The sequence below is a fragment of the Pseudonocardia oroxyli genome (assembly GCF_900102195.1).
Classification (GTDB): Bacteria; Actinomycetota; Actinomycetes; order Mycobacteriales; family Pseudonocardiaceae; genus Pseudonocardia; species Pseudonocardia oroxyli.
The window spans coordinates 60682-82435 of record NZ_FNBE01000017.1; the positions used below are offsets into that span (position 1 = coordinate 60682).

Annotated in this window: 18 protein-coding genes and 1 riboswitch; of the genes, 15 read left to right on the forward strand and 3 right to left on the reverse strand. The window is 74.1% G+C overall.

The features are described from left to right. Positions 1 to 153: 153 nt before the first annotated feature. From BLS43_RS23180 to BLS43_RS23245, 14 genes are all read left to right on the forward strand, one after another. Positions 154 to 1098, forward strand: a complete 945-nt coding sequence (locus tag BLS43_RS23180) for an EamA family transporter (RefSeq protein ID WP_093088733.1) — start codon at positions 154 to 156, stop codon at positions 1096 to 1098. A 454-nt stretch (positions 1099 to 1552) separates the two neighbouring features. Further along, positions 1553 to 2671 (forward strand): sugar ABC transporter substrate-binding protein, encoded by a 1119-nt coding sequence (locus BLS43_RS23185; protein ID WP_093088734.1) that lies wholly within the window; start codon positions 1553 to 1555, stop codon positions 2669 to 2671. A 91-nt stretch (positions 2672 to 2762) separates the two neighbouring features. Then, positions 2763 to 3536 carry an ATP-binding cassette domain-containing protein gene (locus BLS43_RS23190; RefSeq protein ID WP_093088735.1) on the forward strand — a complete coding sequence of 258 codons (774 nt, stop codon included), beginning with the start codon at positions 2763 to 2765 and terminating at the stop codon, positions 3534 to 3536. Positions 3537 to 3570: 34 nt separating this feature from the next. Further along, a complete protein-coding gene (locus tag BLS43_RS23195) occupies positions 3571 to 5004 on the forward strand; it encodes a sugar ABC transporter permease (protein ID WP_093088736.1) in 1434 nt (477 codons plus the stop codon). A 2-nt stretch (positions 5005 to 5006) separates the two neighbouring features. After that, positions 5007 to 6164, forward strand: a complete 1158-nt coding sequence (locus tag BLS43_RS23200; RefSeq protein WP_093088900.1) for an ROK family protein — start codon at positions 5007 to 5009, stop codon at positions 6162 to 6164. 34 nt (positions 6165 to 6198) lie between these two features. Continuing rightward, positions 6199 to 7188 carry an Ldh family oxidoreductase gene (locus BLS43_RS23205; protein WP_093088737.1) on the forward strand — a complete coding sequence of 330 codons (990 nt, stop codon included), beginning with the start codon at positions 6199 to 6201 and terminating at the stop codon, positions 7186 to 7188. 131 nt (positions 7189 to 7319) lie between these two features. After that, a complete protein-coding gene (locus BLS43_RS23210; protein ID WP_093088738.1) occupies positions 7320 to 8384 on the forward strand; it encodes a GAF and ANTAR domain-containing protein in 1065 nt (354 codons plus the stop codon). Between the two features lie 150 nt (positions 8385 to 8534). Beyond that, positions 8535 to 9572: an ABC transporter substrate-binding protein gene (locus BLS43_RS23215; RefSeq protein ID WP_093088739.1), complete on the forward strand. Its 1038-nt coding sequence runs from the start codon at positions 8535 to 8537 to the stop codon at positions 9570 to 9572. Further along, complete coding sequence (locus tag BLS43_RS23220; protein WP_245707728.1) at positions 9569 to 10363, forward strand: ABC transporter permease; 795 nt, start codon at positions 9569 to 9571, stop codon at positions 10361 to 10363. Before BLS43_RS23215 ends, BLS43_RS23220 begins: the two co-directional genes overlap by 4 nt. After that, positions 10360 to 11052, forward strand: coding sequence for an ABC transporter ATP-binding protein (locus BLS43_RS23225; protein ID WP_093088740.1), 693 nt, complete (start codon positions 10360 to 10362; stop codon positions 11050 to 11052). The genes BLS43_RS23220 and BLS43_RS23225 overlap by 4 nt, the downstream gene beginning before the upstream one ends. Next, positions 11049 to 11282, forward strand: coding sequence for a hypothetical protein (locus tag BLS43_RS23230; RefSeq protein WP_093088741.1), 234 nt, complete (start codon positions 11049 to 11051; stop codon positions 11280 to 11282). The genes BLS43_RS23225 and BLS43_RS23230 overlap by 4 nt, the downstream gene beginning before the upstream one ends. A 162-nt stretch (positions 11283 to 11444) precedes the next feature. Beyond that, positions 11445 to 12716: a precorrin-6y C5,15-methyltransferase (decarboxylating) subunit CbiE gene (cbiE, locus tag BLS43_RS23235; RefSeq protein ID WP_237192506.1), complete on the forward strand. Its 1272-nt coding sequence runs from the start codon at positions 11445 to 11447 to the stop codon at positions 12714 to 12716. Further along, positions 12713 to 13447, forward strand: coding sequence for a precorrin-4 C(11)-methyltransferase (cobM, locus tag BLS43_RS23240; RefSeq protein WP_093088742.1), 735 nt, complete (start codon positions 12713 to 12715; stop codon positions 13445 to 13447). The genes cbiE and cobM overlap by 4 nt, the downstream gene beginning before the upstream one ends. Before the next feature lie 55 nt (positions 13448 to 13502). Beyond that, entirely contained in the window at positions 13503 to 14216 is a 714-nt protein-coding gene (locus BLS43_RS23245; protein WP_093088743.1) for a cobalt-precorrin-6A reductase, read from the forward strand. Between the two features lie 45 nt (positions 14217 to 14261). On the opposite strand, the gene BLS43_RS23250 is transcribed toward BLS43_RS23245, so the two are convergent. Genes BLS43_RS23250 through BLS43_RS23260 form a run of 3 tightly spaced genes read right to left on the reverse strand, consistent with a single transcriptional unit; the run spans position 14262 to position 17632 of the window. Beyond that, a complete protein-coding gene (locus tag BLS43_RS23250; RefSeq protein WP_093088744.1) occupies positions 14262 to 15788 on the reverse strand; it encodes a precorrin-2 C(20)-methyltransferase in 1527 nt (508 codons plus the stop codon). A 3-nt stretch (positions 15789 to 15791) separates the two neighbouring features. Further along, positions 15792 to 16421 (reverse strand): precorrin-8X methylmutase, encoded by a 630-nt coding sequence (locus BLS43_RS23255; RefSeq protein WP_093088745.1) that lies wholly within the window; start codon positions 16419 to 16421, stop codon positions 15792 to 15794. Continuing rightward, positions 16418 to 17632 (reverse strand): nitrite/sulfite reductase, encoded by a 1215-nt coding sequence (locus BLS43_RS23260; RefSeq protein ID WP_093088746.1) that lies wholly within the window; start codon positions 17630 to 17632, stop codon positions 16418 to 16420. The genes BLS43_RS23255 and BLS43_RS23260 overlap by 4 nt, the downstream gene beginning before the upstream one ends. A gap of 85 nt (positions 17633 to 17717) precedes the next feature. Beyond that, a riboswitch (cobalamin riboswitch) is annotated at positions 17718 to 17840 on the forward strand. A 62-nt stretch (positions 17841 to 17902) separates the two neighbouring features. Between BLS43_RS23260 and cobN the strand changes: the two genes are divergently transcribed. After that, positions 17903 to 21742: a cobaltochelatase subunit CobN gene (gene cobN / locus BLS43_RS23265; RefSeq protein WP_093088747.1), complete on the forward strand. Its 3840-nt coding sequence runs from the start codon at positions 17903 to 17905 to the stop codon at positions 21740 to 21742. Positions 21743 to 21754: the final 12 nt, after the last annotated feature.

Consider the following 21754-nt stretch of genomic DNA (forward strand, 5'->3'; position numbering starts at 1 on the left):
CGACGGGAATCCGTCGGCGGAAGGTCGACCCGGTGGCGGTCCGGTGACGAACACTTGATTCAGTTGACTACGAGTGAATGATGCGGTGCCTGTGGTGACACCGCAAGGTGTCGTGTGTAAACAGTCGGGTCCTGCCGACTACGGAGTGCAAGCATGGTAGTGGCGTCGTCGAAGGGGTTCGGGAGCCGGGTCCCGGCTCCGGTCCTCTTCGTCGTCGGGGGCGTCTCGATGTACGTCGGGGCGGCCCTCGCGGTCGGACTGTTCGACCGGTTGTCGCCGTCCGCGGTGGCGGTGTTACGGATCTTGGCCGCGGGGCTGTTGCTCCTTCTGGTCGTACGGCCCGGAAGGGTCGCGTGGAGTAGCGGCCGGCTCCGCCGGAGCGTCCCGTTCGGGGTGGCGACGGCACTGATGAACGCGGCGTTCTACGAGGCCATCGCGCGCCTGCCGCTCGGGACGACGGTCGCGCTGGAGTTCTGCGGCCCGGTCGCCGTGGCGGCCGCGCTGAGCCGCCGCCCGCGAGACGTCGGGGCGGTCGTGCTGGCCGCGGGCGGGGTGGCCCTCATCGCGGACGTCCGCTGGTCGGGCAGCCCGTCGGGGGTGGTCTGGGCACTCGCGGCGGCGGCGCTGTGGGCGGCCTACATCGTGCTCGGGAAACGGGTCGCGCGCGGCGGCAGCGGCATCGACGATATGGCCGTCGGGTTCGCCGTGGCCGGGCTGCTGTGCTCCCCGCTGCTGGTCCCGCCGGTGGTCCGGGACGGCTGGTCGGCACTCGCGCCGCTGGCCGAGCCGCGCGTGCTGGTGCTGGTCCTGGGCGTCGGGCTGCTGTCGAGCATCGTCCCCTACGGCCTGGACCAGGTCGTGCTGCGCCGGGTCGGGCAGGCGCGGTTCGCGGTGCTCCTCGCGCTGCTCCCGGCCACCGCCACGGTGATCGGGGTGGTGGTGCTCGGGCAGCTCCCGGGGGTGGCCGAGGCCGTCGGGATCGCCCTGGTGGTCGGCGCGGTGCTGCTCCGCTCGCGGGACGGGGACACGCCGCCGGAGACCCCGCCGGCGCCATCGGGGTCACGCAGCGTCACCACTCGGAGGGGTGACGCAGAGTGAGGACTGTCGACGCGGTCGAGTGAAGATCACCCGGGCGGGTGGAGAGTCGTCGCGGGCCGTCCCCGGGAGCGGCCGTGTGCGCCGGGTGACGCCTCGTGTCCGGCCCGTCGCCGCCCCGTCCGGCCCACTCCCTGCGGTCAGGTCACGCCGAGCGACGATGCCGATCGACGCCGATCGTCGTCGGTCGGCGTGGGCGAGGTCTCACCCGCCCGGCGCGCGGACGTTCGGCGGTGTCCGGACTGCTCCGGTCCGGGCGGGACGGGGGTGCCGCCGGGCGGCCGTGGTGATGTCCGAACAACAAATCACGCGACCCGTGACCGAATCGTGATGATCGTCCGGGAACTTTCACGATCCAGAATGCTTCACCTCACACCGAATCGCCGCATACGTTGTCGCCCACAACATTCATCCGGCGCGACACCGCGCCGGATCCACAGCGACGTGGGAGTGCGGGATGCGTTTACGGAAGACAGCGGTCGCGCTGGGTCTGGGCCTCGCCCTGAGCCTCACCGCGTGTGGGGCGAACAGCTCGGGCGGCTCGGGCTCGGGCGGCGAGAGCGCCGCGCCGAGCAGCGGCGGGGTCAAGGTGGGGGTCATCCTCCCCGAGACCGACAGCTCGGCGCGCTGGGAGGGCTTCGACAAGCCCATGCTCGACAAGGCCATGCGCGCGGCCGGGCTCGACCCGGACATCCAGAACGCGCAGGGCGACGAGCAGAAGTTCTCCACCCTGGCCGACGGGATGATCTCGTCCGGGGTCAAGGTGCTGGTCATCGCCTCGATCAGCTCCGACGGCGGCTCGGCCGTCGCGGCGAAGGCGAAGGCCCAGGGCATCCCGGTCATCGACTACGACCGGCTCAACCTCGGCGGCACCAGCGACTACTACGTCAGCTTCGACAACGAGAAGGTCGGCGCGCTGCAGGGCCAGGGCCTGGCCCAGGCGCTGCAGGGCCAGCAGGGCGCGCAGGTCATCGAGATCGAGGGCGCCCCGACCGACAACAACGCCACGCTGTTCTACAACGGCCAGCAGACCGTGCTGAAGCCGATGTACGACTCGGGTGCGCTCAAGCTCGTGCGGAGCCAGCCGATCGACAAGTGGGACAACCAGGTGGGCGGCACCACCTTCGAGCAGATCCTGACCTCCAACGGCGGCCAGGTGAACGGCGTCGTCGCGGCGAACGACGGGCTGGCGGGCGCCGTCGTCACGGTGCTGACGAAGTACGGCCTCAACGGCAAGGTCGCGGTCACCGGCCAGGACGCCACGGCGGACGGCCTGCAGGCCATCCTGCGCGGCGACCAGTACATGACGGTGTTCAAGCCGATCCAGGAGGAGGCGGACGCCACGGCGAAGCTCGCCGCGGCGCTGGCCAAGGGCGACACCGCCACGGCGGACGCCACCGCGACCCAGACGGTGGCCGACCCGAAGGGCAACCGGCAGGTCAAGTCCGTGCTGCTCACCCCGCAGCTGATCACCAAGGACAACGTGAAGGTGGTCACAGACGCGGGCTACGTCAAGGCGAGCGACATCTGCGTGGCCGAGACGCAGGCCGCCTGCACCGCCGCCGGCATCAAGTAACCCAGCCAGGACGCACGGCCGCGGAGACGGAGCTCGCGGAGTCGACCGTCGACTCCTCTCCTCCGGCCGTGCGTCCGCCCGTGGAGGGCCCATGTCCGAACCCATCCTCCAGCTCCGCGGCGTGTCGAAGAGCTTCGGCGCGGTGCAGGTGCTGCACGACGTCGACCTCACCGTGCGCGCGGGTGAGGTCACCGCGCTCGTCGGCGACAACGGCGCGGGCAAGTCGACGCTGGTCAAGTGCGTCGCCGGGATCCACCCGATCGACGGCGGCGAGATCGTCTTCGACGGCACCCCCGCCACGCTCGGCTCGCCCGCGGACGCGTCGAAGCTCGGGATCGAGGTCGTCTACCAGGACCTCGCGCTGGCCGACAACCTCGACATCGTCCAGAACATGTTCCTCGGCCGGGAGCGCGGCAAGCCGTGGCTGCTCGACGAGGCGGACATGGAGCAGGCGGCCCGCCGCACGCTGGCCTCGCTCAGCGTCCGGACCGTCACGAGCGTCCGCACCCCGGTCGCCTCGTTGTCCGGCGGTCAGCGGCAGACCGTCGCGATCGCCAAGGCGGTGCTCTGGGACTCTCGGGTCGTCCTGCTCGACGAGCCCACCGCGGCCCTGGGCGTGGCGCAGACCCGGCAGGTGCTCGACCTCGTGCGCAGGCTCGCCGAGCAGGGCATCGGCGTGGTCCTGATCAGCCACAACATGGCGGACGTGTTCGAGGTCGCCGACCGCATCGCCACGCTCTACCTCGGCCGGATGGTGGCCGAGGTGCCGACCCGCGACGTCACGCACGGCCAGGTCGTCGAGCTCATCACCGCGGGCCGGTCCGGCGACCTCGGGCTCGCGCGTCCGGAGAAGGTGGTCCAGTGACCGCCGAGGCACTCCCCACCGCGGAGGCGGCATCATGACAGCACCGGAGAAGTCCGCCGCCGAGAGGGCGAACCCGGGCAACCGGTCCGCCGACTTCGGCATCGACACCACGGCCCGGACCACGTCCGAGGCGCTGCGCGGCTACGTGCAGGGGCTGCGCAGCGGCGAGCTCGGCGTGCTGCCCGCGCTGCTCGGCCTGGCGGCGCTGTTCGTCCTGTTCACCGCCCTGGACCAGGGCGGCACCTTCCCGAGCCTGCTCAACCTGGCGAACCTGCTCCAGCAGGGTGCCGGGCGGACCATCATCGCGATGGGCCTGGTGTTCGTGCTGCTCACCGGCGAGATCGACCTCGCCGCGGGCACGGCGTCCGGCCTCGCGGCGGCGCTGATGGCGCTGCAGATGGTCAGCCAGGGCAACCTGCTCGGCGCCATGGGCGGGTTCGTCTTCGTGATCTTCATCGTGGGCCTGCTGATCTGTGCGGCGCTGGCCGCCTGGGTCAGGGTCTGGCCGGGGGCGGCGGGCGCCGCGCTGGGCGCGGTGCTGCTGTTGGTCGGCGCACCACCCAACCCCTGGGTGGCCATGCTGCTGGCGGTCACCACCGGCGTCGCCGTCGGCTGCCTCACCGGGTTCCTCGTGGCCCGCACCGGGATGCCGAGCTTCGTGGTCACCCTCGCCCTGTTCATCGCCTGGCAGGGCGTGATCCTGCAGCTCATCGGGGACGGCGGCACGCTCGGCCTGCGCGACCCGGTGATCAACGCCGTGGCGAACGGGAACCTCACCACGCTCGGCTCGTGGGTGCTCTTCGTGGTCGCCGCGGGCGGGTACGCGCTCGTCGCGCTGGCCCAGCAGCGCAACCGGCTCAGCAAGGGCCTCGTCGCCCAGCCGACCGGGCTCGTGCTGATCAAGGTGGGGGCCGTCGTCGTGCTCGGCGCGCTCGCGACCTTCCTGCTCACCCGGGACCGCTCGCCGGGCGTGATCGCCATCTCCGGTATCCCTTATGTCGTGCCGATCGTGCTCGTCCTCATGGTGCTGGGGACCTACGTCCTCGACCGGACGCGCTTCGGCAGGCACGTCTACGCGGTCGGCGGCAACCGGGAGGCGGCCCGCCGAGCGGGCATCGACGTCGTCAAGATCCGGTCCGCGGTGTTCGTGATCAGCTCGGCCTTCGCGGCGATCGGCGCGATCGTCTACTCGTCCAAGGTGGGGTCCGTCTCGCCCGCGGCCGGTGGCGGCAACACGCTGCTGTTCGCCGTCGGCGCGGCGGTGATCGGCGGGACGTCCCTGTTCGGTGGCCGCGGCCGGGTCTCCAACGCCGTGATCGGCGGCGCCGTGCTGGCGACCGTCGAGAACGGGCTGGGTCTGCTCAAGCAGCCCGCCGCGGTGGTCTTCGTGATCACCGGCCTGGTGCTGCTGCTCGCCGCGGGTGTCGACGTGCTCTCGAGGCGGAAGTCGGCGGCCGCGGGCAGGTGACGATCGCAGGACCGAACTCGGGGACCCGGCCCGACGACGCGCGGCGCCACAACCGCACGGCGCTGCTGCGTCGTCTGCACGTCGACGGGCCCTGCACGCGGGCGACCCTGGCGAGCGAGCTGGGGCTCAACCGCAGCACGATCAAGGCGGTCGTCGACGGGCTGGCCGAGGCGGGGGTGGTGACCGAGGCCGTCCCCGCCCAGCGGTCCGGGGCGGGACGGCCGTCGCTGCTGGTCCTGCCCGAGGCGTCCGCGGCCGTGGTCCTCGCCGTCGACGTCCGGGTGGACCAGGTCTCCATGGCGATGGTCGGCATCGGCGGGCAGATCCTGGGCAGGCACAGCTGGAACCTGCACCGCACCACCCGGCTGCCGGGCGAGGTGATCACCCACGTCGCCGAGTCCGCGCAGCTGCTGCGGGACGAGCTGGGCGTGCGGGAGCAGTCCGTGGGCGTGTCCGTGCCCGGGGTCGTCCGACGCGCGGACGGGCTCGTGTTCGAAGCCCCCAACCTGGGCTGGCGGGAGGTCGGGCTGGGCACCCGCCTGGAGGCGGTGCTCGGGTCGCCGACCGCCGTGGGCAACGACGGCGACCTCGGCGCGCTGGCCGAGCACCTGCGCGGCGCGGCCCGCGAGGTGGCGGACCTGCTCTACCTGTCCGCGGACGTCGGGGTGGGCGGCGGCGTGATCGTCGGCGGGGTGCCGTTCCGGGGGAGCACCGGCTACCTCGGCGAGATCGGGCACATGATCGTCAAGCCCGGTGGGCGGGCCTGCTTCTGCGGCGAGCAGGGCTGCTGGGAGACCGAGGTCGGCGAGCCCGCCCTCTGCCGCGCCCTCGGGCTGCCGGAGGACACCCCGCGCGGGGTGCTGGTCGCGGAGCTGCGCGGGCTGACCCGCGTCGACCTGCTCGACGAGGTGCGGGACTGGCTGGTCACCGGCCTGGTCACCGCCGTGAACCTGCTCGCGCCGGAGATGGTGGTGCTCGGCGACCTGTTCGCCGCCCTGCCCGCGGCGCTCGTCGAGCGGGTCCGCGAGGAGGTCCACGTCCGCAGCCTGGTCAGCCGCGCGGGCGGCGGCACGCGCATCGAGGTGAGCCCCCTGGGGCGGGACGGCAAGCTCGTCGGGGCGGCGGAGCTGGCGTTCGAGCCGGTGCTCGGCACGGTGTGACCGCGCGCCCGTGACCGTGGGTAGGGTCCGCGGAATGCTCCGGGTGCCCGCCGACGATCACCTCGCCGTCACCGTCCGCGTGCTCACCGCGCTCGGCGCACCGGAGGCCCCCGCGCGGGAACAGGGCGAGCTGCTGCTCGAGGGGGACCTGCGCGGACACGCCTCCCACGGCATCCGACGCCTGCCGGTGCTGGCCGGGCGGATCCGCGCCGGGCTCTGCGCCCCCGCGGCCGTTCCGGAGCTGGACTGGTCGACCCCCGCGGTCCTGCGGGTCGACGGTCACACCGGGCTCGGTCCGCCCGTCGCCCACCGGGCGGTCGAGGCGCTCGTCGAGCGCGGCACGGGGGTCGCCGTGGCGGCCATCCGGCGGGCCGGGCACCTCGGCATGCTCGCGCCCTACGTCGAGCGGCTGGCCGGGGCCGGTCTGATCGGCCTGGCCGTGACCACCAGCGAGGCGCTCGTCCACCCGTGGGGTGCCGCGCCGGCGATGCTGGGCACCAACCCGCTCGCCGTGGCGGTGCCGACCGAGGGCGAGCCCGTCGTCCTGGACATGGCGACCGGGCAGATCTCGCGCGGCAAGGTCCTCGACCACGCCCACCGCGGCGAGCCGCTGCCCGCGGGCGCCGCCGTCGACGCGTCCGGCGCCCCCACGACCGATCCCACCGCCGCCCTCGACGGCGCGATCTCGCCGTTCGGCGGGCCGAAGGGCTACGCGTTGTCCCTGGTCCTGGAGCTGATGGTCGCCTCGCTGACCGGCACCGCCCTCGGCCGCGAGGTCCGCGGCACCCTCGACACCACCGACCCGGTGACCAAGGGCGACGTGCTCATCGCACTCGACCCCGCGGCGTTCGGCGGGGGCGTGGCCCTCGGTCCGTTCCTCGACGAGCTCCGCGCCCTCGACCCCGCCCCCGGCCACGCCGGCGTCCAGATCCCCGGCGACCGCGCCCGCGCCACCCGCGCGGCGAACCTGGCGGCGGGCGTCCCGGTCGACCCCGGCACCTGGGCCGAGGTCACGGCACTCTGATCGGGCCGCTGCGCCGTTCGGCCCACCCGATGATCGTCCGTGCGTGCGGGCGGGGCCGCGGTGGTTGACTACCCGCCGCACGAGCGCACGGCGGGGAGGGGTTCACGGTGCATCCTGACGATCCCGGGATCATGGGTCTGACGCTGGAGATCGGCCGCACGGCCGTGGCCGCCGCCGACCTCGGGCCGCTCCTGCAGCGGGTCTGCGCCACCCTGCCCGGCACCCTGGGCGTGCCCGCCGCGGCGATCGTGCTGGTCGAGCCGCCGGACACCCGGCTGGCGGGCGTCACGGCCTCGGGGCCGGACCCCGCGCGGCTCGGTGAGATGGAGCTGCGCGCGGGGACCGGCCCGGTCCAGGGCGCGGTCCGGTCCGGCCGTCCGATGGTCACGCCCGACCTCACCCGCATCGGGCCGCCCGAGCTCGCGGCCGCGGCGGCGGACACGGGGCTGACCTGCTCCGTCGTCGTCCCGCTGCGGGTGGACGGGGAGCCCGCGGGCGGGCTGCAGCTGTTCGGCCACCCCGGCCGCCCGGTCGGCGACGGGCACGTCGACGCCCTCGCCGGGCTGGCGGACGTCCTGTCGGCCCGCCTGTCGGACGTCTGCGCGGTGCGCAGGCTGACCGGCACCGTGGCGCGGCTGACCGCCGAGCACGAGGCGGCGCTGCCCGTCGCCCACGCGGCCGGGATGCTCGCCGAGCGCTACCGCACCGACCCGGAGGAGGCGGGCCGCTTCCTCGACAGCCTGGCACGCAAGACCGGCACGGACCTCGCGGACGCGGCGCGCGCGGTGCTGAACCGGACGGACGGCCTGGACGCCCCGACGACGGCGATCGCCCGGGTCCCGGCCCCGCGGGCGGGCCACGAGCAGGCACCGGCCCCCGGCGCGCGCCACGCGGTCGAGCCCCGTCCGGTCGAGCCCCGCCCGTGGAACGGCCGGTCGGGCGACGGCCGTCCCGCGGGTGCGACGCCGCCTCGACACCCGGCCCCCGAGCCGCGGGGCACGCACCCCTCGGGCGCCACGGCCCGGCCGGCGGGCGACCCGCTCGCCCCCGGCCGCCCGGGTCCGGTGCGACCCGTCGCCGACCACCCGGTCCTGCCGCCCACAGGCGGGCGCCGCCACCTGCGCGAACCCGCTCCGGAGAACCCGGCCCCGCCGCCCGGTGGGCGGGCCCGGCACCGCCGCGCCGACATCGGGTGAGGAATCCGGCGTTGGTGGGACACCCGCGCGACACGTAGGGTCTGCTCCCGTACCCGCGGGAGCCCCCACGTTCCGAGGCTGAGAGGGCGGCAGGACCGGCCGTCGACCGTTCGCACCTGACCCGGTTAGCACCGGCGTAGGGAGGTCGCCTTGCGCGCGCTCACGTCTGTCCTGCACAGCGCTGCCGTACTCCTCGGCGTGGTCCTGCTCCTGACCGGCTGTTCCGCCGGCAGCGGCGGCAGCGGCCCCGAGACCGGCCAGAAGATCCGGGTCGCCCTGGACTGGACCCCGAACACCAACCACTCCGGGCTGTTCGTCGCCCAGCGGGAGGGGTGGTTCGCCCAGGCGGGGCTCGACGTCGAGTTCCTGCCGTACAACAGCACCAGCCCGGACACGCTCGTCGGCTCCGGGGCCGCCGAGTTCGGGATCTCCTTCCAGGACTCCTTCACCTACTCGAAGGGGGCGGGCGCCGACATCACCAGCGTGATGGCGATCCTGCAGCACTGGGCCACCGAGATCGCGGTGAAGGCGGACCGCGCCGACATCCAGAGCCCGAAGGACCTCGACGGCAAGACCTACGGCGGCTTCGGCGCGCCGTACGAGGTGCCGAAGATGCAGCAGGTGATCAAGGACGCGGGCGGCACCGGCGACTTCACCAGCGTCACGCTCGGGACCAGCGCCTACGAGGCGCTGTACGCCGGCCAGGTCGACTTCACCGAGCCGTTCGTGGCGTGGGAGGGCATCGAGGCGCAGCTGCGCGGTGAGCCGCTGAAGTCCTTCCGCTACACCGACTTCGGCTTCCCCGACGCCTACAACGTGCTGCTCATCGGCCACTCGCCCTGGCTCGCCGCGCACCCCGAGGCGGCCCGGGCCTTCGTCCAGGCCGCGCAGCGCGGCTACCAGCTCGCCGCGGACGATCCGGCGCGTGCCGCGCAGGACCTGCAGGACGCCAACCCGGGCGCCTTCACCGAGCCCGAGCTCGTCACCCGCAGCCAGGACATGCTGGCGAAGGACTACCTGAAGGACGCGCAGGGCCGTGTCGGCCCGCAGACCCTCGACCGGTGGCAGGGCTTCTCCGGCTTCCTCGTCGACTCGGGCACCGTGGTGGACGCGAACGGGCAGCCGCTGCGGGCCCGCCCGGACTTCGCCACCTGGTTCACCAACGACTACCTCGGACAGCCCACGTGACCGCGACCCTGGAGCGCCCGCCCGCGGCGGCCCGGCCGGTGCCGCGCAGGCCCGCGCGCTGGGCCCCGCCGGTCGTCGTGATCGCGCTGCTGCTGGTGGGCTGGCAGCTCGGCGTGACGCTGTCCGGGGTCGCCCCGCAGGTGCTGCCCTCGCCGCTGCGGGTCGTCGAGCAGGGCTGGGCCAACCGCGCCGCGCTCTGGACCAACACCCTGCCCACCCTGCAGGTCACGGCCGTCGGGTTCGCCCTGTCGCTCGCCGTCGGCTGGGTGCTGGCGACCGCCGTGGACTTCTCGCCGTGGCTGCGCCGCGCCCTGTTGCCGCTGATGATCGCCTCGCAGACCCTGCCGATCATCGCGATCGCCCCGCTGATGATCCTCTGGTTCGGCTTCGGGCTGCTGCCGAAGGTGCTGGTCATCGCGCTGGTCACGTTCTTCCCGATCGTCGTCGGGCTGGTCGAGGGGTTCGCCCGGACCGACCGTGAGGCCTCGAACCTGTTGCGCAGCATGGGCGCGAGCCGCTGGACGGAGTTCCGCTACGTCCGGCTGCCGGGTGCACTGCCGTCGTTCTTCACGGCCCTGCGCATCGGGATCACCTACGCCGTGACGGGCGCGATCTTCGCCGAGTACGTCGGCGCGCAGGCCGGGCTGGGCATCTTCATGAACCAGCAGAAGAACTCGTTCCGCACCGACCTCGTGCTCGCGGCGGTGGGGGTGTCGGCGGTGATCACGTTGGCGCTCTTCGCCCTCACCTTCCTCGTGCAGCGCCTCGTCGCCCCGTGGATCCGCAGGTGAAGATCAGCGTCCGGGACCTGCAGGTCTCCTTCGGCGACCTGCGGGTGCTCGACGGCGTGTCGTTCGACGTCGCGCCCGGGGAGTTCGTCTCGATCCTCGGGCCCAGCGGCTCCGGCAAGTCCACCCTCTTCCAGGTGCTCGCCGGTCTGCTGGAACCCGACGCCGGCCGGGTCGAGGCGGCCAGCTCGGCCTACATGCCGCAGAAGGACCTCCTCTTCCCCTGGCGCACGGTGCTGGACAACACGACCCTGGGGCTCGAGGTGGCGGGCATGCCCCGGCGGGCGGCGCGCGCGAAGGCCGGGGCGCTGTTCGAGCCGTTCGGGCTCAGCGGGTTCGAGCACTCCCGCCCCGACGAGCTGTCCGGGGGGATGCGGCAGCGGGCGGCGCTGCTGCGGACCGTCGTGCAGGACCGGGACGTGCTGCTGCTCGACGAGCCGTTCGGCGCCCTGGACTCGTTGACCCGCACCGCCATGCAGGAGTGGCTCGACGAGATGCGGGCCCGGTTCGGCTGGACGGTGCTGCTCATCACCCACGACGTCCGCGAGGCGGTCTACCTCTCCGACCGGGTCCTCGTGCTCTCCCCGCGCCCCGCCCGCGTCGTCCACGAACGCACGATCGACCTGCCGCACCCGCGCGAGGTGACGGCCGCCGCGGCCGTGGAGGTCGAACTCCGGGGGGCGCTGCGGTGAACATCAGCAGCGGGGCGCTCAAGCACGGGGTCACCGAGGAGGAGATCCACACCGTGCTGGCGGCCCCGCTGCGCACCGTGGCGCAGGGGGAGCGGACGCTGCTGATCGGCGTCGGGACCGGCCGCGACCTGCTGGAGGTCGTCCACGACGGCGAGCGGGTGCTGCACGCCATGCGGCTGCGGCCGAAGAACTACCCCCACCTGACGGACGGCCTCCCCGGGCCTGGCTAGCATCGTCGCGTCCGGTATGACCCGTTCGGTCGGCCGACTCACCCCCGCGGCTGACGGACGACCACGTAGGGTCGTGCTCGACGAAGACGGAGCCTGCGGAGTCGACCATCGGGGTCGGCGGAGCCTGCGGAGTCGACCAGCCGGTCGTCGAGAGGTGGAGACGTGAGCGGTGGGATGACGCCGGAGACCGAGGGCGCGGAGCCGGCCGTGTCGTTCGCCGAGACCGGCCCGGCCGTCGTCGTGGTCGGGATCGGGGCGGACGGCTGGTCGGGCCTCGCGGGCACCGCGCAGGAGACCCTGGCCGCGGCCGAGGTGATCCTCGGCGGGCCGCGCCAGCTCGACCTGGTCGCGGGCAAGGTGACCGCCGACCTGGTGGCCTGGCCGTCCCCGCTGGTCCCGGCGCTGCCGGGACTGCTCGCGCGGTACGCGGGCAGGCGGCTGTGCGCGCTCGCCTCGGGCGATCCCATGTTCTTCGGCCTGGGCGCCACCCTCGCGCGGACCGTCGGCGCCCGGCGCATGCACGTGATCGCCCACCCGTCGTCGACCACCCTCGCGTGCGCCCGGCTGGGCTGGCCGACCGAGGACGTCGAGGTGGTCAGCATCGTCGGGCGGCCGGTGGAGCGGCTGCGGCGCACCGTCTCCCCGGGCCGTCGCGTGCTCGTGCTGTCCGCGGGCGCCGAGTCGCCCGCCCAGATCGCCGCCCAGCTCACCGACGACGGCTACGGGCCCAGCAGGCTCACCGTGCTCGAGCAGCTCGGCGGGCCGGGGGAGCGGATGTACTCCGGGGTGGCGCGGGACTGGCTGCACCCGGAGGGGGACGCGCTGAACGTCGTCGCCGTCGAGTGCGCCGCCGAGCCCGGCGCCCGGGTCCTCGGCGAGGTCCCCGGCCTGCCGGACGACGCCTACGCCAACGACGGCCAGCTGACCAAGCGGGAGATCCGGGCCGTCACGCTGGCCCACCTGGCGCCGCGCCCGGGGGAGACCCTGTGGGACGTCGGCGCGGGCTCGGGCAGCATCGGCATCGAGTGGATGCGGGCGCACCGTTCCTGCTGGGCGATCGGGGTCGAGGCGGACGCCGTGCGCGCGGAGCGGGTGCGGGACAACGCGGACGCACTCGGCGTGCCCACCCTGCGGGTGGTCACCGGCATCGCGCCGGAGGTGCTCAGCGACCTCCCCGTGCCGGACGCGATCTTCATCGGCGGCGGCCTGACCCGCGAGGGCGTGCTCGACACCTGCTGGGCGGCCCTGCCTCCCGGCGGTCGGCTGGTCGCGAACGGGGTCACGGTGGAGTCCGAGTCGGCGCTGGCCGTGGCGCAGCGGCGGTTCGGCGGGTCGCTGGTGCGCATGTCCATCGCCCGTGCCGAGCCGGTCGGCGGCTTCCTGGGCTGGCGCCCGGGCATGTCCGTGACGATCTGGAGCACGGTCAAGCAGTGACCGTCCACTTCATCGGGGCGGGTCCCGGCGCCGTCGACCTGCTCACGATCCGGGCGCGGGACCTGCTCGCGGCGTCGCCGGTCTGCCTCTACGCGGGCTCGCTGGTGCCGCCGGAGATGCTGGAGCTCTGCCCGCCGGGCGCGCGGACCGTCGACACGGCGCTGATGACGCTCGCCGAGATCGTCGAGGAGATGGTCCGGGCCCACGAGCACGGGCTGGACGTGGCCCGGCTGGCCAGCGGCGACCCGTCGGTGTTCTCGGCGATGGCCGAGCAGATGCGCAGGCTGGACGCGGCGGGCGTGCCCTACGACGTCACGCCCGGGGTGCCCGCCTACGCGGCGGCCGCGGCGGCGCTGCGGCGCGAGCTGACCGTGCCCACGGTCGCCCAGACCGTCACGCTGACCCGGATCGCGGCGCGGGCCACGCCGATGCCGGAGTCCGAGTCGTTGGCGACGGCGCAGGGCACGATCGTGCTGCACCTGGCCGTGCACCGGATCGACGAGGTCGTGAAGGAGCTGGTGCCGATCCACGGGTCGGACTGCCCGGCCGCCGTGGTCGCCCACGCCTCGCGCGAGCACGAGATCGTGCTGCGCGGGCGGCTGGACGACATCGCCCACGCCGTGCGCGAGGCGGGCATCCAGCGCACGGCGGTGGTGATCGTCGGGCGGGCGCTGGCGGCCGAGCAGTTCCCGGACAGCCACCTGTACTCGGACGCCCGGTGCCGTTCGTGACGCCGTGTCGTTCGTGATGACGTGCCGTTCGTGACGCCGTGTCGTTCGTGATGCCGTGCCGGTCCTGATCCTGGGCGGCACCTCGGACGCGCGCGCGCTGGCCGAGCTCCTGCCCGGATCGATCTCGTCGCTGGCCGGGCGGGTGCGGCAGCCGGTGCTGCCGCCCGGTGAGGTGCGGATCGGCGGCTTCGGCGGCGTCGACGGCCTGGTGTCCTACCTGCGCTCGGCCGGGATCACCGCCGTGGTGGACGCGACCCACCCCTTCGCGGCGCAGATGACCGCGCACGCGGCGCAGGCGTGTGCGCTCGCCGGCGTCCCCCTGGTGGTCCTGCGTCGTCCGGGGTGGAGCGGCGCGTTCACCCGGGTGCCGTCCCTCGCCGTGGCCGCGGATGTGCTGCCCTCGCTCGGGTCGCGCGTGTTCCTGACGACGGGCCGCCAGGACCTCGCCCTGTTCGCCGGGTCGGACCTGTGGTTCCTGGTCCGTTCCGTCGATCCGCCCGCACCGCCGACGCCGCGCCGCATGGTCTCGGTGCTGGACCGCGGACCCTTCACCGTCGAGGGCGAGACGGCGCTGATGCGCGAGCACGCGATCGACGTCCTCGTCACCAAGGACTCCGGCGGCCCGACGGGCGCGAAACTGCAGGCGGCGCAGTCCCTCGGCATCCCGGTCCTGATGATCGACCGCCCGCCCCTACCACCGGGCGTCGAGGCGGTGGACACCCCAGCGGCTGCGGCAGACTGGACCGCCCATCGCACTATGGAACCTTGAGGCGATTGTGAAGCGCTTACCTCCGCATCAAGGTTCCATAGTGCGTCAGTAGTGGCGGGGGGTGAAGACGGTGGTTCGTCCGCCCCTTGTCACCGTGCGGGTCCGACTGGAGCCGACGATCACCAGGGTGCGCATGTCCACCAGCTCCGGGTCGAGCTCGCCGAGCGTCGTGACCGTGATCCGCTCGCCGGCCCCGCCGACGTCGCGGCCCAGCACCACCGGCGTCTCGGGGGCGCGGTGGGCCAGCAGCGCGTCCCGGGCCGCCCCGACCTGCCACGGGCGGGCCTTGGAGCGCGGGTTGTAGATCGCGATCGCCAGGTCGGCCTGGGCCGCGTGGACGAGCCGGTCCACGACGGTCTCCCACGGCTTGAGCCGGTCCGACAGCGAGATCATCGCGTAGTCGTGCCCCAGCGGCGCCCCCACGGCCGCGGCCACCGCCTGCGCCGCGGTCAGCCCGGGCAGCACCCGCACCGGGACGTCGAGGTACTCGGGTTCCGACGCCACCTCCAGCACGGCCGTCGCCATCGCGAACACCCCGGGGTCCCCGGCGCTGACCACGACCACCGACCGGCCGCCGGCCGCCAGGTCGAGGGCGTGCGCGGCCCGCTCCGCCTCGACCCGGTTGTCGCTGGCGTGCCGGGTCTGGCGCGGGTTGGGCGGCACCCGGTCCAGGTAGGGCCCGTACCCGACGAGATCGTCCGCCTCGGCGAGCGCGGCCGCGGTCTGCGGGGTGAGCCAGTCCCGCCCCGCGGGGCCCGTCCCGACCACCGTCACCCCACCCCGTGAGTGGCGATAGTCGCTCTGGCGACTATCGCCACTCACGGGGTCGGTGGGCTCCTCGGGGACGCTCGCCGCGACCTCGCCGGGCAGGATCGCGATCGAGAAGTAGGGGACCGAGGCGGGGTCGACGTCCGCGAGCGCGCCGGTGCGCTCGCCCGCCATCGTGGCCCGCTCCACGAACCGGGCGCGGTCGAGCTTGCCCGCGTCCTCGAACGCCCCGCGCACGGTCCCGAAGGTCCGCCCCAGCTTCATGACGGCGGCGGAGTCGGTGGCCCGCAACCGCTCCGCGAGCTCCTCGCGCGGCAGCGTCCCGGGCAGGACGGTAAGCACCTCGTCCCGCTCGACCAGGGGCTGCCCGAGCGCGGCGGCGGCGCCGGCCACCGACGTCACGCCCGGGACGACCTCGGCGCGGAACCGGCCCGCGAGCCGCTTGTGCATGTGCATGTAGGACCCGTAGAACAGCGGGTCGCCCTCGGCCAGCAGCACCACGTCCCGGCCCGCCTCCAGGTGGGCGGCCAACCGGGCGGCGGCCTCGGCGTAGAAGGCGTCGATCGCGCCCTGGTAGTCCGTGACGGTCTCCGTCGTGACCGGGTAGACCAGCTGCTCCTCGACCTGGTCGCCGCGCAGGTACGGCTCGGCGATGCCGCGCGCGATGGAGCGGCCGTGGCGCGCCGAGTGGTAGGCGACGACGTCCGCGGCCCCGATCAGCCGGGCCGCCTTGATCGTGACGAGCTCGGGGTCGCCGGGGCCGAGCCCCACGCCGTAGAGGGTGCCGTAGAGGGTGCCTGGCATGTCCTAGATCTCCTGCTCGCTGGCCAGCGCGTTGAGGGCCGCCGCCGTGATCGCCGACCCGCCCCGGCGGCCGTGCACCACGAGGAAGTCCAGGTCGGGGCGGGCTGCCAGGGCCTCCTTGGACTCGGCGGCGCCGATGAAGCCCACCGGGATGCCGAGGATCGCGGCCGGGCGCGCGGCCCCGGCGTCGATCATGTCGAGGAGGTGGAACAGGGCGGTCGGGGCGTTGCCGATCGCGACGACCGCGCCGTCGAGCCGGTCTCGCCACAGCTCCAGGGCGGCGGCGGACCGGGTGGTGCCCAGGCGTTCCGCGAGCGCCGGGACCTCGGGCTCGCGAAGCGTGCAGACGACCTCGTTGTCCTTCGGCAGCCGCGCCCGGGTCACGCCCGAGGCGACCATCATGGCGTCGCACAGGATCGGGGCGCCGTCCCGCAGGGCCGCGCGCGCCGCCGCCACGACGCCGGGGGAGTACGCGATGTCGCCGGTGAGGTCGACCTGCCCACAGGCGTGGATCATCCGGACCGCCACGTACCCGACGTCCGGCGGGAACCCGGACAGGTCCGCCTCCGCCCGGATCGTGGCGAAGCTCCGCCGGTAGATCTCCGCGCCGTCGCGGATGTAGTCGCTGGTCATGTCCTGTCCAATGCGGAGAGATCGGGAACGCGGAGATCGTCGATGCGGTAGGTGCCGTCCGGCTGCGCGACGACGTCGAGGTGCGGCCCGTGCGGTGCCCCGCACCGCCGCTCGCACCCGACGACGTGGGCGCGCGGCAGGTCGGTCGCGGCGGCCAGCAGGTCGCGGACGTCCCCCCGCACGTCCGCGTGGGACTTCGCGCACCCCGGCCGCCCGGCGCAGGCGCTGATCCGGAGCGCGGGATCGTCGAGCGGGCGCAGCCCGGCAGCCCAGAGGCGTTGCGCGGCACGCGGATCGGGGATCACGATCGTGCGCCAGGGCGTGACGATCACCTCGGTCGCGCTTGCCGCCAGCGCCCGCAGCTGCGCCGCCGACAGCTCGCCGAGCACCGGCGCCACCACGAGCGCGGGTCCATGATCCACGATCGGGAGGGGAGGCGGTCGAGTTCCGACCCTCCCGCTTCCGAGGTGTGGATCATCCCCGTCGTCCCCTCGGGGATTCGCGGCCACGGGACCGTCCCCGGGCGCGGCAGGCGCCCGGGTCCGCCCCAGCGCCACGGCGATGCGGGCGGGCGCGTCGGGGATCTCGCTCGCCCGCCAGGCACCGCACCCCGGCTCCTGCGTGCGGAGGGTGAGAAAGACCTCAGCAGCGGCGACCAGCAGGGCAGGCGCCCCGGCGACCGCGCAGCCGACCTCGGTGGCGACCCCCGCGACGTCGAGAACCCCCTGGTCGGGGCCCGTCGCGCGCCAGCACAGATCGGGACGCTCGGCCGCGACGTCACCTCTCCCGTCGTCGAGGGCGAACAGGAACCGGCCGGGGAGGCCCGCCAACGCCGGGACGGCGCACAGCCGCGCGTCCAGCTCGCGGGCGAGACCCCGGACGTCGGCCAGGCCACCGTCCACACCGGACAGCGGCGAGGCGAGCACGTTGCGCACCCGCTCGTGGGTCGACGAGGGCAGCAGACCCACGGACCGCAGCCGCTGCTCGAACCGCGGATCCTCCCGAGAGAGCCCCCTGAGCTGCAGGTTCCCCCGCGAGGTCAGGTGGACCGCCCCGTCCCCGAGCTCCTCGGCGCTCCCGGCGAGCACCCGCAGCTGCGCCGCCGTGACGACCCCGCCCGGCAGCCGCACGCGGGCGAGCGCGCCGTCCGCGGCGTCGTGCGGGGCGAGGACGCCGGGGCACGCGTCGGCGCGGGTGCGGGGGGAGGACACGGCGACACTGTAAGCACGGCGGCTTGACTCGGGGTGAGCGTGTTGCGGAGAGTGGGGTCACCACAACCGAAGAGGCGTGCGGAGCCAGGAAGCCGGTGCGAGTCCGGCGCGGTCCCGCCACTGTCACCGGGGAGCAGACCCCGCACCGACGGCCACGGGGAGACCCGGAAGGCCCGGGGCGAGCGACGATCCGGGAGCCAGGACACTGCCCGCCACGCCACCCACGCACACTGACCCGGGACGAGGATCCCGAGGAAGGGACTCGCCGCGATGCCCCGTGTCCTGCTGTTGTCGACGTCGGACACGGACCTGTTGTCCGCCCGCGCCTCCGGTGCGGACTTCCGCCTGGCCAACCCCAACCGCGTGCTGCTCGACGAGCTGCCCGGGATGGTCGCCGAAGCGGACGTCGTGGTGGTCCGGGTGCTGGGCGGCTACCGGTACTGGGAGGCCGGGCTCGACCTCCTGCGCGCGGGCGACACCCCGCTCGTCGCACTCGGCGGGGAGATGGCGCCGGACGCGGAGATGATGGAGCTCTCCAGTGTGCCCGCGGGCATCGCCGCGGAGGCGCACACGTACTTCGCGCAGGGCGGCGCGGAGAACCTCGGCCAGCTCCACGCGTTCCTCAGCGACACCGTGCTGCTCACCGGCGAGGGCTTCGCGCCGCCGGTGGAGCTGGCCGAGTGGGGGGTGCTGGAGCGCGCCGCCGCCCGCCCCGCCGCCGGCCCTGACGCTTGGGACGCCCAAGCACCGCTCAGTGACGCTCGGGACGCCCAAGCGTCAGGCCCGGACGTCCGCCGTGACGCTGGGGACGCCCAAGCACCGCTCAGTGACGCTTGGGCGTCCCAAGCGTCGGCCCCCGCGTCGGCCCCCGCATCGGCCCGCCCCACGGTCGCCGTGCTCTACTACCGCGCCCAGCAGATCGCCGGGAACACCGCCTACGTCGAGGCGCTGTGCCAGGCGATCGAGGCGCGCGGCGCCACGCCCCTGCCGATCTTCTGTGCCTCCCTGCGGCAGGCCCCCGCCGCGCTGCTGGAGACGCTGAGGCAGGCCGACGCCCTGATCGTCACCGTGCTGGCGGCGGGCGGCACCAAGCCCGCCTCCGCGCAGGCGGGCGGCGAGGACGAGGAGTGGGACGTCGCCGAGCTCGCCGCGCTCGACGTGCCGATCCTGCAGGGTCTCTGCCTCACCTCCAGCCGCGCCACCTGGGAGGAGAACGACGACGGGCTCTCGCCCCTGGACGTCGCCACCCAGGTCGCCGTCCCCGAGTTCGACGGCAGGCTGATCACCGTCCCGTTCTCCTTCAAGGAGGTCGACGCGGACGGGCTGTCGGTCTACGTCCCGGACCACGAGCGGGCGGCGCGGGTGGCCGGCATCGCCGTGCGGCACGCGGAGCTGCGCCGGATCCCCAACGCGGACAAGAAGATCGTGCTCATGCTGAGCGCGTACCCCACCAAGCACGCGCGGATCGGCAACGCGGTCGGGCTGGACACCCCGGCGTCGACGGTCGCGCTGCTGCACGCGATGCGGGAGGCGGGCTACGACATCGGGGACTTCCCGGGTGTCGACGCGCAGGACGGCGACGCGCTGATCCACGCCCTCATCGAGGCGGGCGGCCAGGACCCGGACTGGCTCACCGAGGAGAAGCTGGCGGGCAACCCGATCCGCATCTCCGCGCAGACCTACCAGCGGTGGTTCGACACCCTCCCCGAGGACCTGCGCGCGGGCGTGACCGAGCACTGGGGCCCGCCGCCCGGCGAGCACTACGTGCAGGACGGAGACATCGTCGTCGCGGCGCTGCGCAGCGGGAACGTCACGCTGATCGTGCAGCCCCCCAGGGGGTTCGGCGAGAACCCGGTCGCGATCTACCACGACCCGGACCTGCCGCCCTCGCACCACTACCTGGCCGCCTACCGCTGGTTGGCCGAGGAGTTCGGGGCGCACGCGGTCGTCCACATCGGCAAGCACGGGAACCTGGAGTGGCTGCCGGGCAAGACCCTGGGCATGTCCGCGAGCTGCGGCACGGACGCCGCGCTGGGCGACCTGCCGCTGATCTACCCGTTCCTGGTCAACGACCCGGGGGAGGGCACGCAGGCCAAGCGCCGCGCGCACGCCACGCTCGTCGACCACCTGATCCCGCCGATGGCCCGCGCCGAGACCTACGGCGACATCTCCCGCCTCGAGCAGCTGCTCGACGAGCACGCAGGAGTCTCCGCCCTCGACCCCGCCAAGCTCCCCGCGATCCGCCAGCAGATCTGGACGCTGATGACCGCGGCGAAGATGGACCACGATCTCGGGCTGGACTCCCGGCCGCACGAGGCCGAGTTCGACGACATGCTCCTGCACGTCGACGGCTGGCTGTGCGAGATCAAGGACGTCCAGATCCGGGACGGGCTGCATGTCCTGGCCGCGGCCCCCGAGGGGTCCGTCCGGGTCGACCTGGTCCTCGCCATGCTGCGCGCCCGCCAGATGTGGGGCGGCGAGCAGAACGTGCCCGGCCTGCGCGAGGCCCTCGGCCTGGCCGAGGACGGCACGGAGGCCCGCGGCGAGGTCGACCGCGTCGAGGCGCTGGCCCACGGCCTGGTCGCCGACATGGAGGCCGCCGGCTGGAACCCCGACGCCGCCGCGGAGATCGTCCGCTCCCGCCTGTCGGACTCGCGTGTCGGGACCGGGGGACCCGCGGACGGTCCCGCGCGTCCCGCCCTCCCGACACGCGAGTCCCCCACCTCCGACACGCGAGTCGGCCACGCCGGGCCGCAGGCCGAGGTCGTCGAGCGGATCCTGCGGTTCGCCGCGACCGAGGTGGTGCCGCGGCTGGCGGAGACCGCGCACGAGATCGACCGGATCCTGCACGCGCTGGACGGCGGGTTCATTCCCGCGGGCCCGTCCGGCTCCCCGCTGCGCGGGCTGATCAACGTGCTGCCCACCGGCCGGAACTTCTACTCCGTGGACCCCAAGGCCGTCCCGTCCCGGCTCGCCTGGGAGACCGGGCAGGCGATGGCGGAGTCGCTCGTCGAGCGCTACCGGCGCGACCACGGCGGCGAGTACCCGCGGTCCGTCGGGCTCTCCGTCTGGGGCACGAGTGCCATGCGGACCAGCGGGGACGACGTCGCGGAGGTCTTCGCGCTGCTGGGCGTGCGCCCCGTCTGGGACGAGATGTCCCGGCGCGTCACCCGGCTCGAGGTGATCGACCTCGAGGAGCTCGGCAGGCCGCGCATCGACGTCACGGTGCGCATCTCCGGCTTCTTCCGGGACGCGTTCCCGCACGTCCTGGCCCTGCTCGACGACGCGGTCCAGCTCGTCTCCGACCTCGACGAGCCCGCCGAGCAGAACTTCGTGAAGGCCCACGTGACGGCGGACGAGCAGCGCACCGGGGACCGGCGCCGCGCCACCACGCGGATCTTCGGGTCCAAGCCCGGCACCTACGGCGCCGGTCTGCTCCAGCTCGTCGACTCCCGCAACTGGCGAGACGACGCCGACCTGGCCGAGGTCTACACGACCTGGGGCGGCTACGCCTACGGCCGGGGCCTCGACGGCGCCCCCGCCCGCGACGACATGGAGACGGCCTACCGGCGGATCGCGGTGGCGGCCAAGAACACCGACACCCGCGAGCACGACATCGCCGACTCCGACGACTACTACCAGTACCACGGCGGCATGGTCGCGACCGTCCGCGCGCTGACCGGCACCGCGCCCGAGGCGTACATCGGCGACTCGACCCGGCCCGAGTCCGTCCGCACCCGGACCCTGCACGAGGAGACCGCCCGGGTCTTCCGCGCCCGCGTGGTCAACCCGCGCTGGATCGAGGCCATGCGCAGGCACGGCTACAAGGGCGCCTTCGAGATGGCGGCCACGGTCGACTACCTGTTCGGCTGGGACGCGACGACCGGCGTCGTCGCGGACTGGCAGTACGAGAAGCTCACCGAGACCTACGTGCTGGACCCGGACAACCGGAAGTTCCTGTCCGAGTCGAACCCGTGGGCGTTGCACGGCATGGCCGAGCGGCTGCTCGAAGCCGTGGAGCGCAAGCTCTGGGAGGCCCCCGAGCAGGCCACGCTCGACGCCCTGCGCCAGGCCTACCTGGAGACCGAGGGCGACCTGGAGGCCGAGTAGCACCACGATCGG

Bases quoted from the DNA above. Each gene is read 5' to 3' on its own strand.
- cobN (WP_093088747.1), top strand. From the start codon at position 17,903: ATGCCCCGTGTCCTGCTGTTGTCGACGTCGGACACGGACCTGTTGTCC.
- BLS43_RS23250 (WP_093088744.1), bottom strand. From the start codon at position 15,788: ATGCCAGGCACCCTCTACGGCACCCTCTACGGCGTGGGGCTCGGCCCC.
- BLS43_RS23205 (WP_093088737.1), top strand. From the start codon at position 6,199: ATGCTCCGGGTGCCCGCCGACGATCACCTCGCCGTCACCGTCCGCGTG.
- BLS43_RS23210 (WP_093088738.1), top strand. From the start codon at position 7,320: ATGGGTCTGACGCTGGAGATCGGCCGCACGGCCGTGGCCGCCGCCGAC.
- BLS43_RS23255 (WP_093088745.1), bottom strand. From the start codon at position 16,421: ATGACCAGCGACTACATCCGCGACGGCGCGGAGATCTACCGGCGGAGC.
- BLS43_RS23180 (WP_093088733.1), top strand. From the start codon at position 154: ATGGTAGTGGCGTCGTCGAAGGGGTTCGGGAGCCGGGTCCCGGCTCCG.
- BLS43_RS23195 (WP_093088736.1), top strand. From the start codon at position 3,571: ATGACAGCACCGGAGAAGTCCGCCGCCGAGAGGGCGAACCCGGGCAAC.
- BLS43_RS23185 (WP_093088734.1), top strand. From the start codon at position 1,553: ATGCGTTTACGGAAGACAGCGGTCGCGCTGGGTCTGGGCCTCGCCCTG.
- BLS43_RS23190 (WP_093088735.1), top strand. From the start codon at position 2,763: ATGTCCGAACCCATCCTCCAGCTCCGCGGCGTGTCGAAGAGCTTCGGC.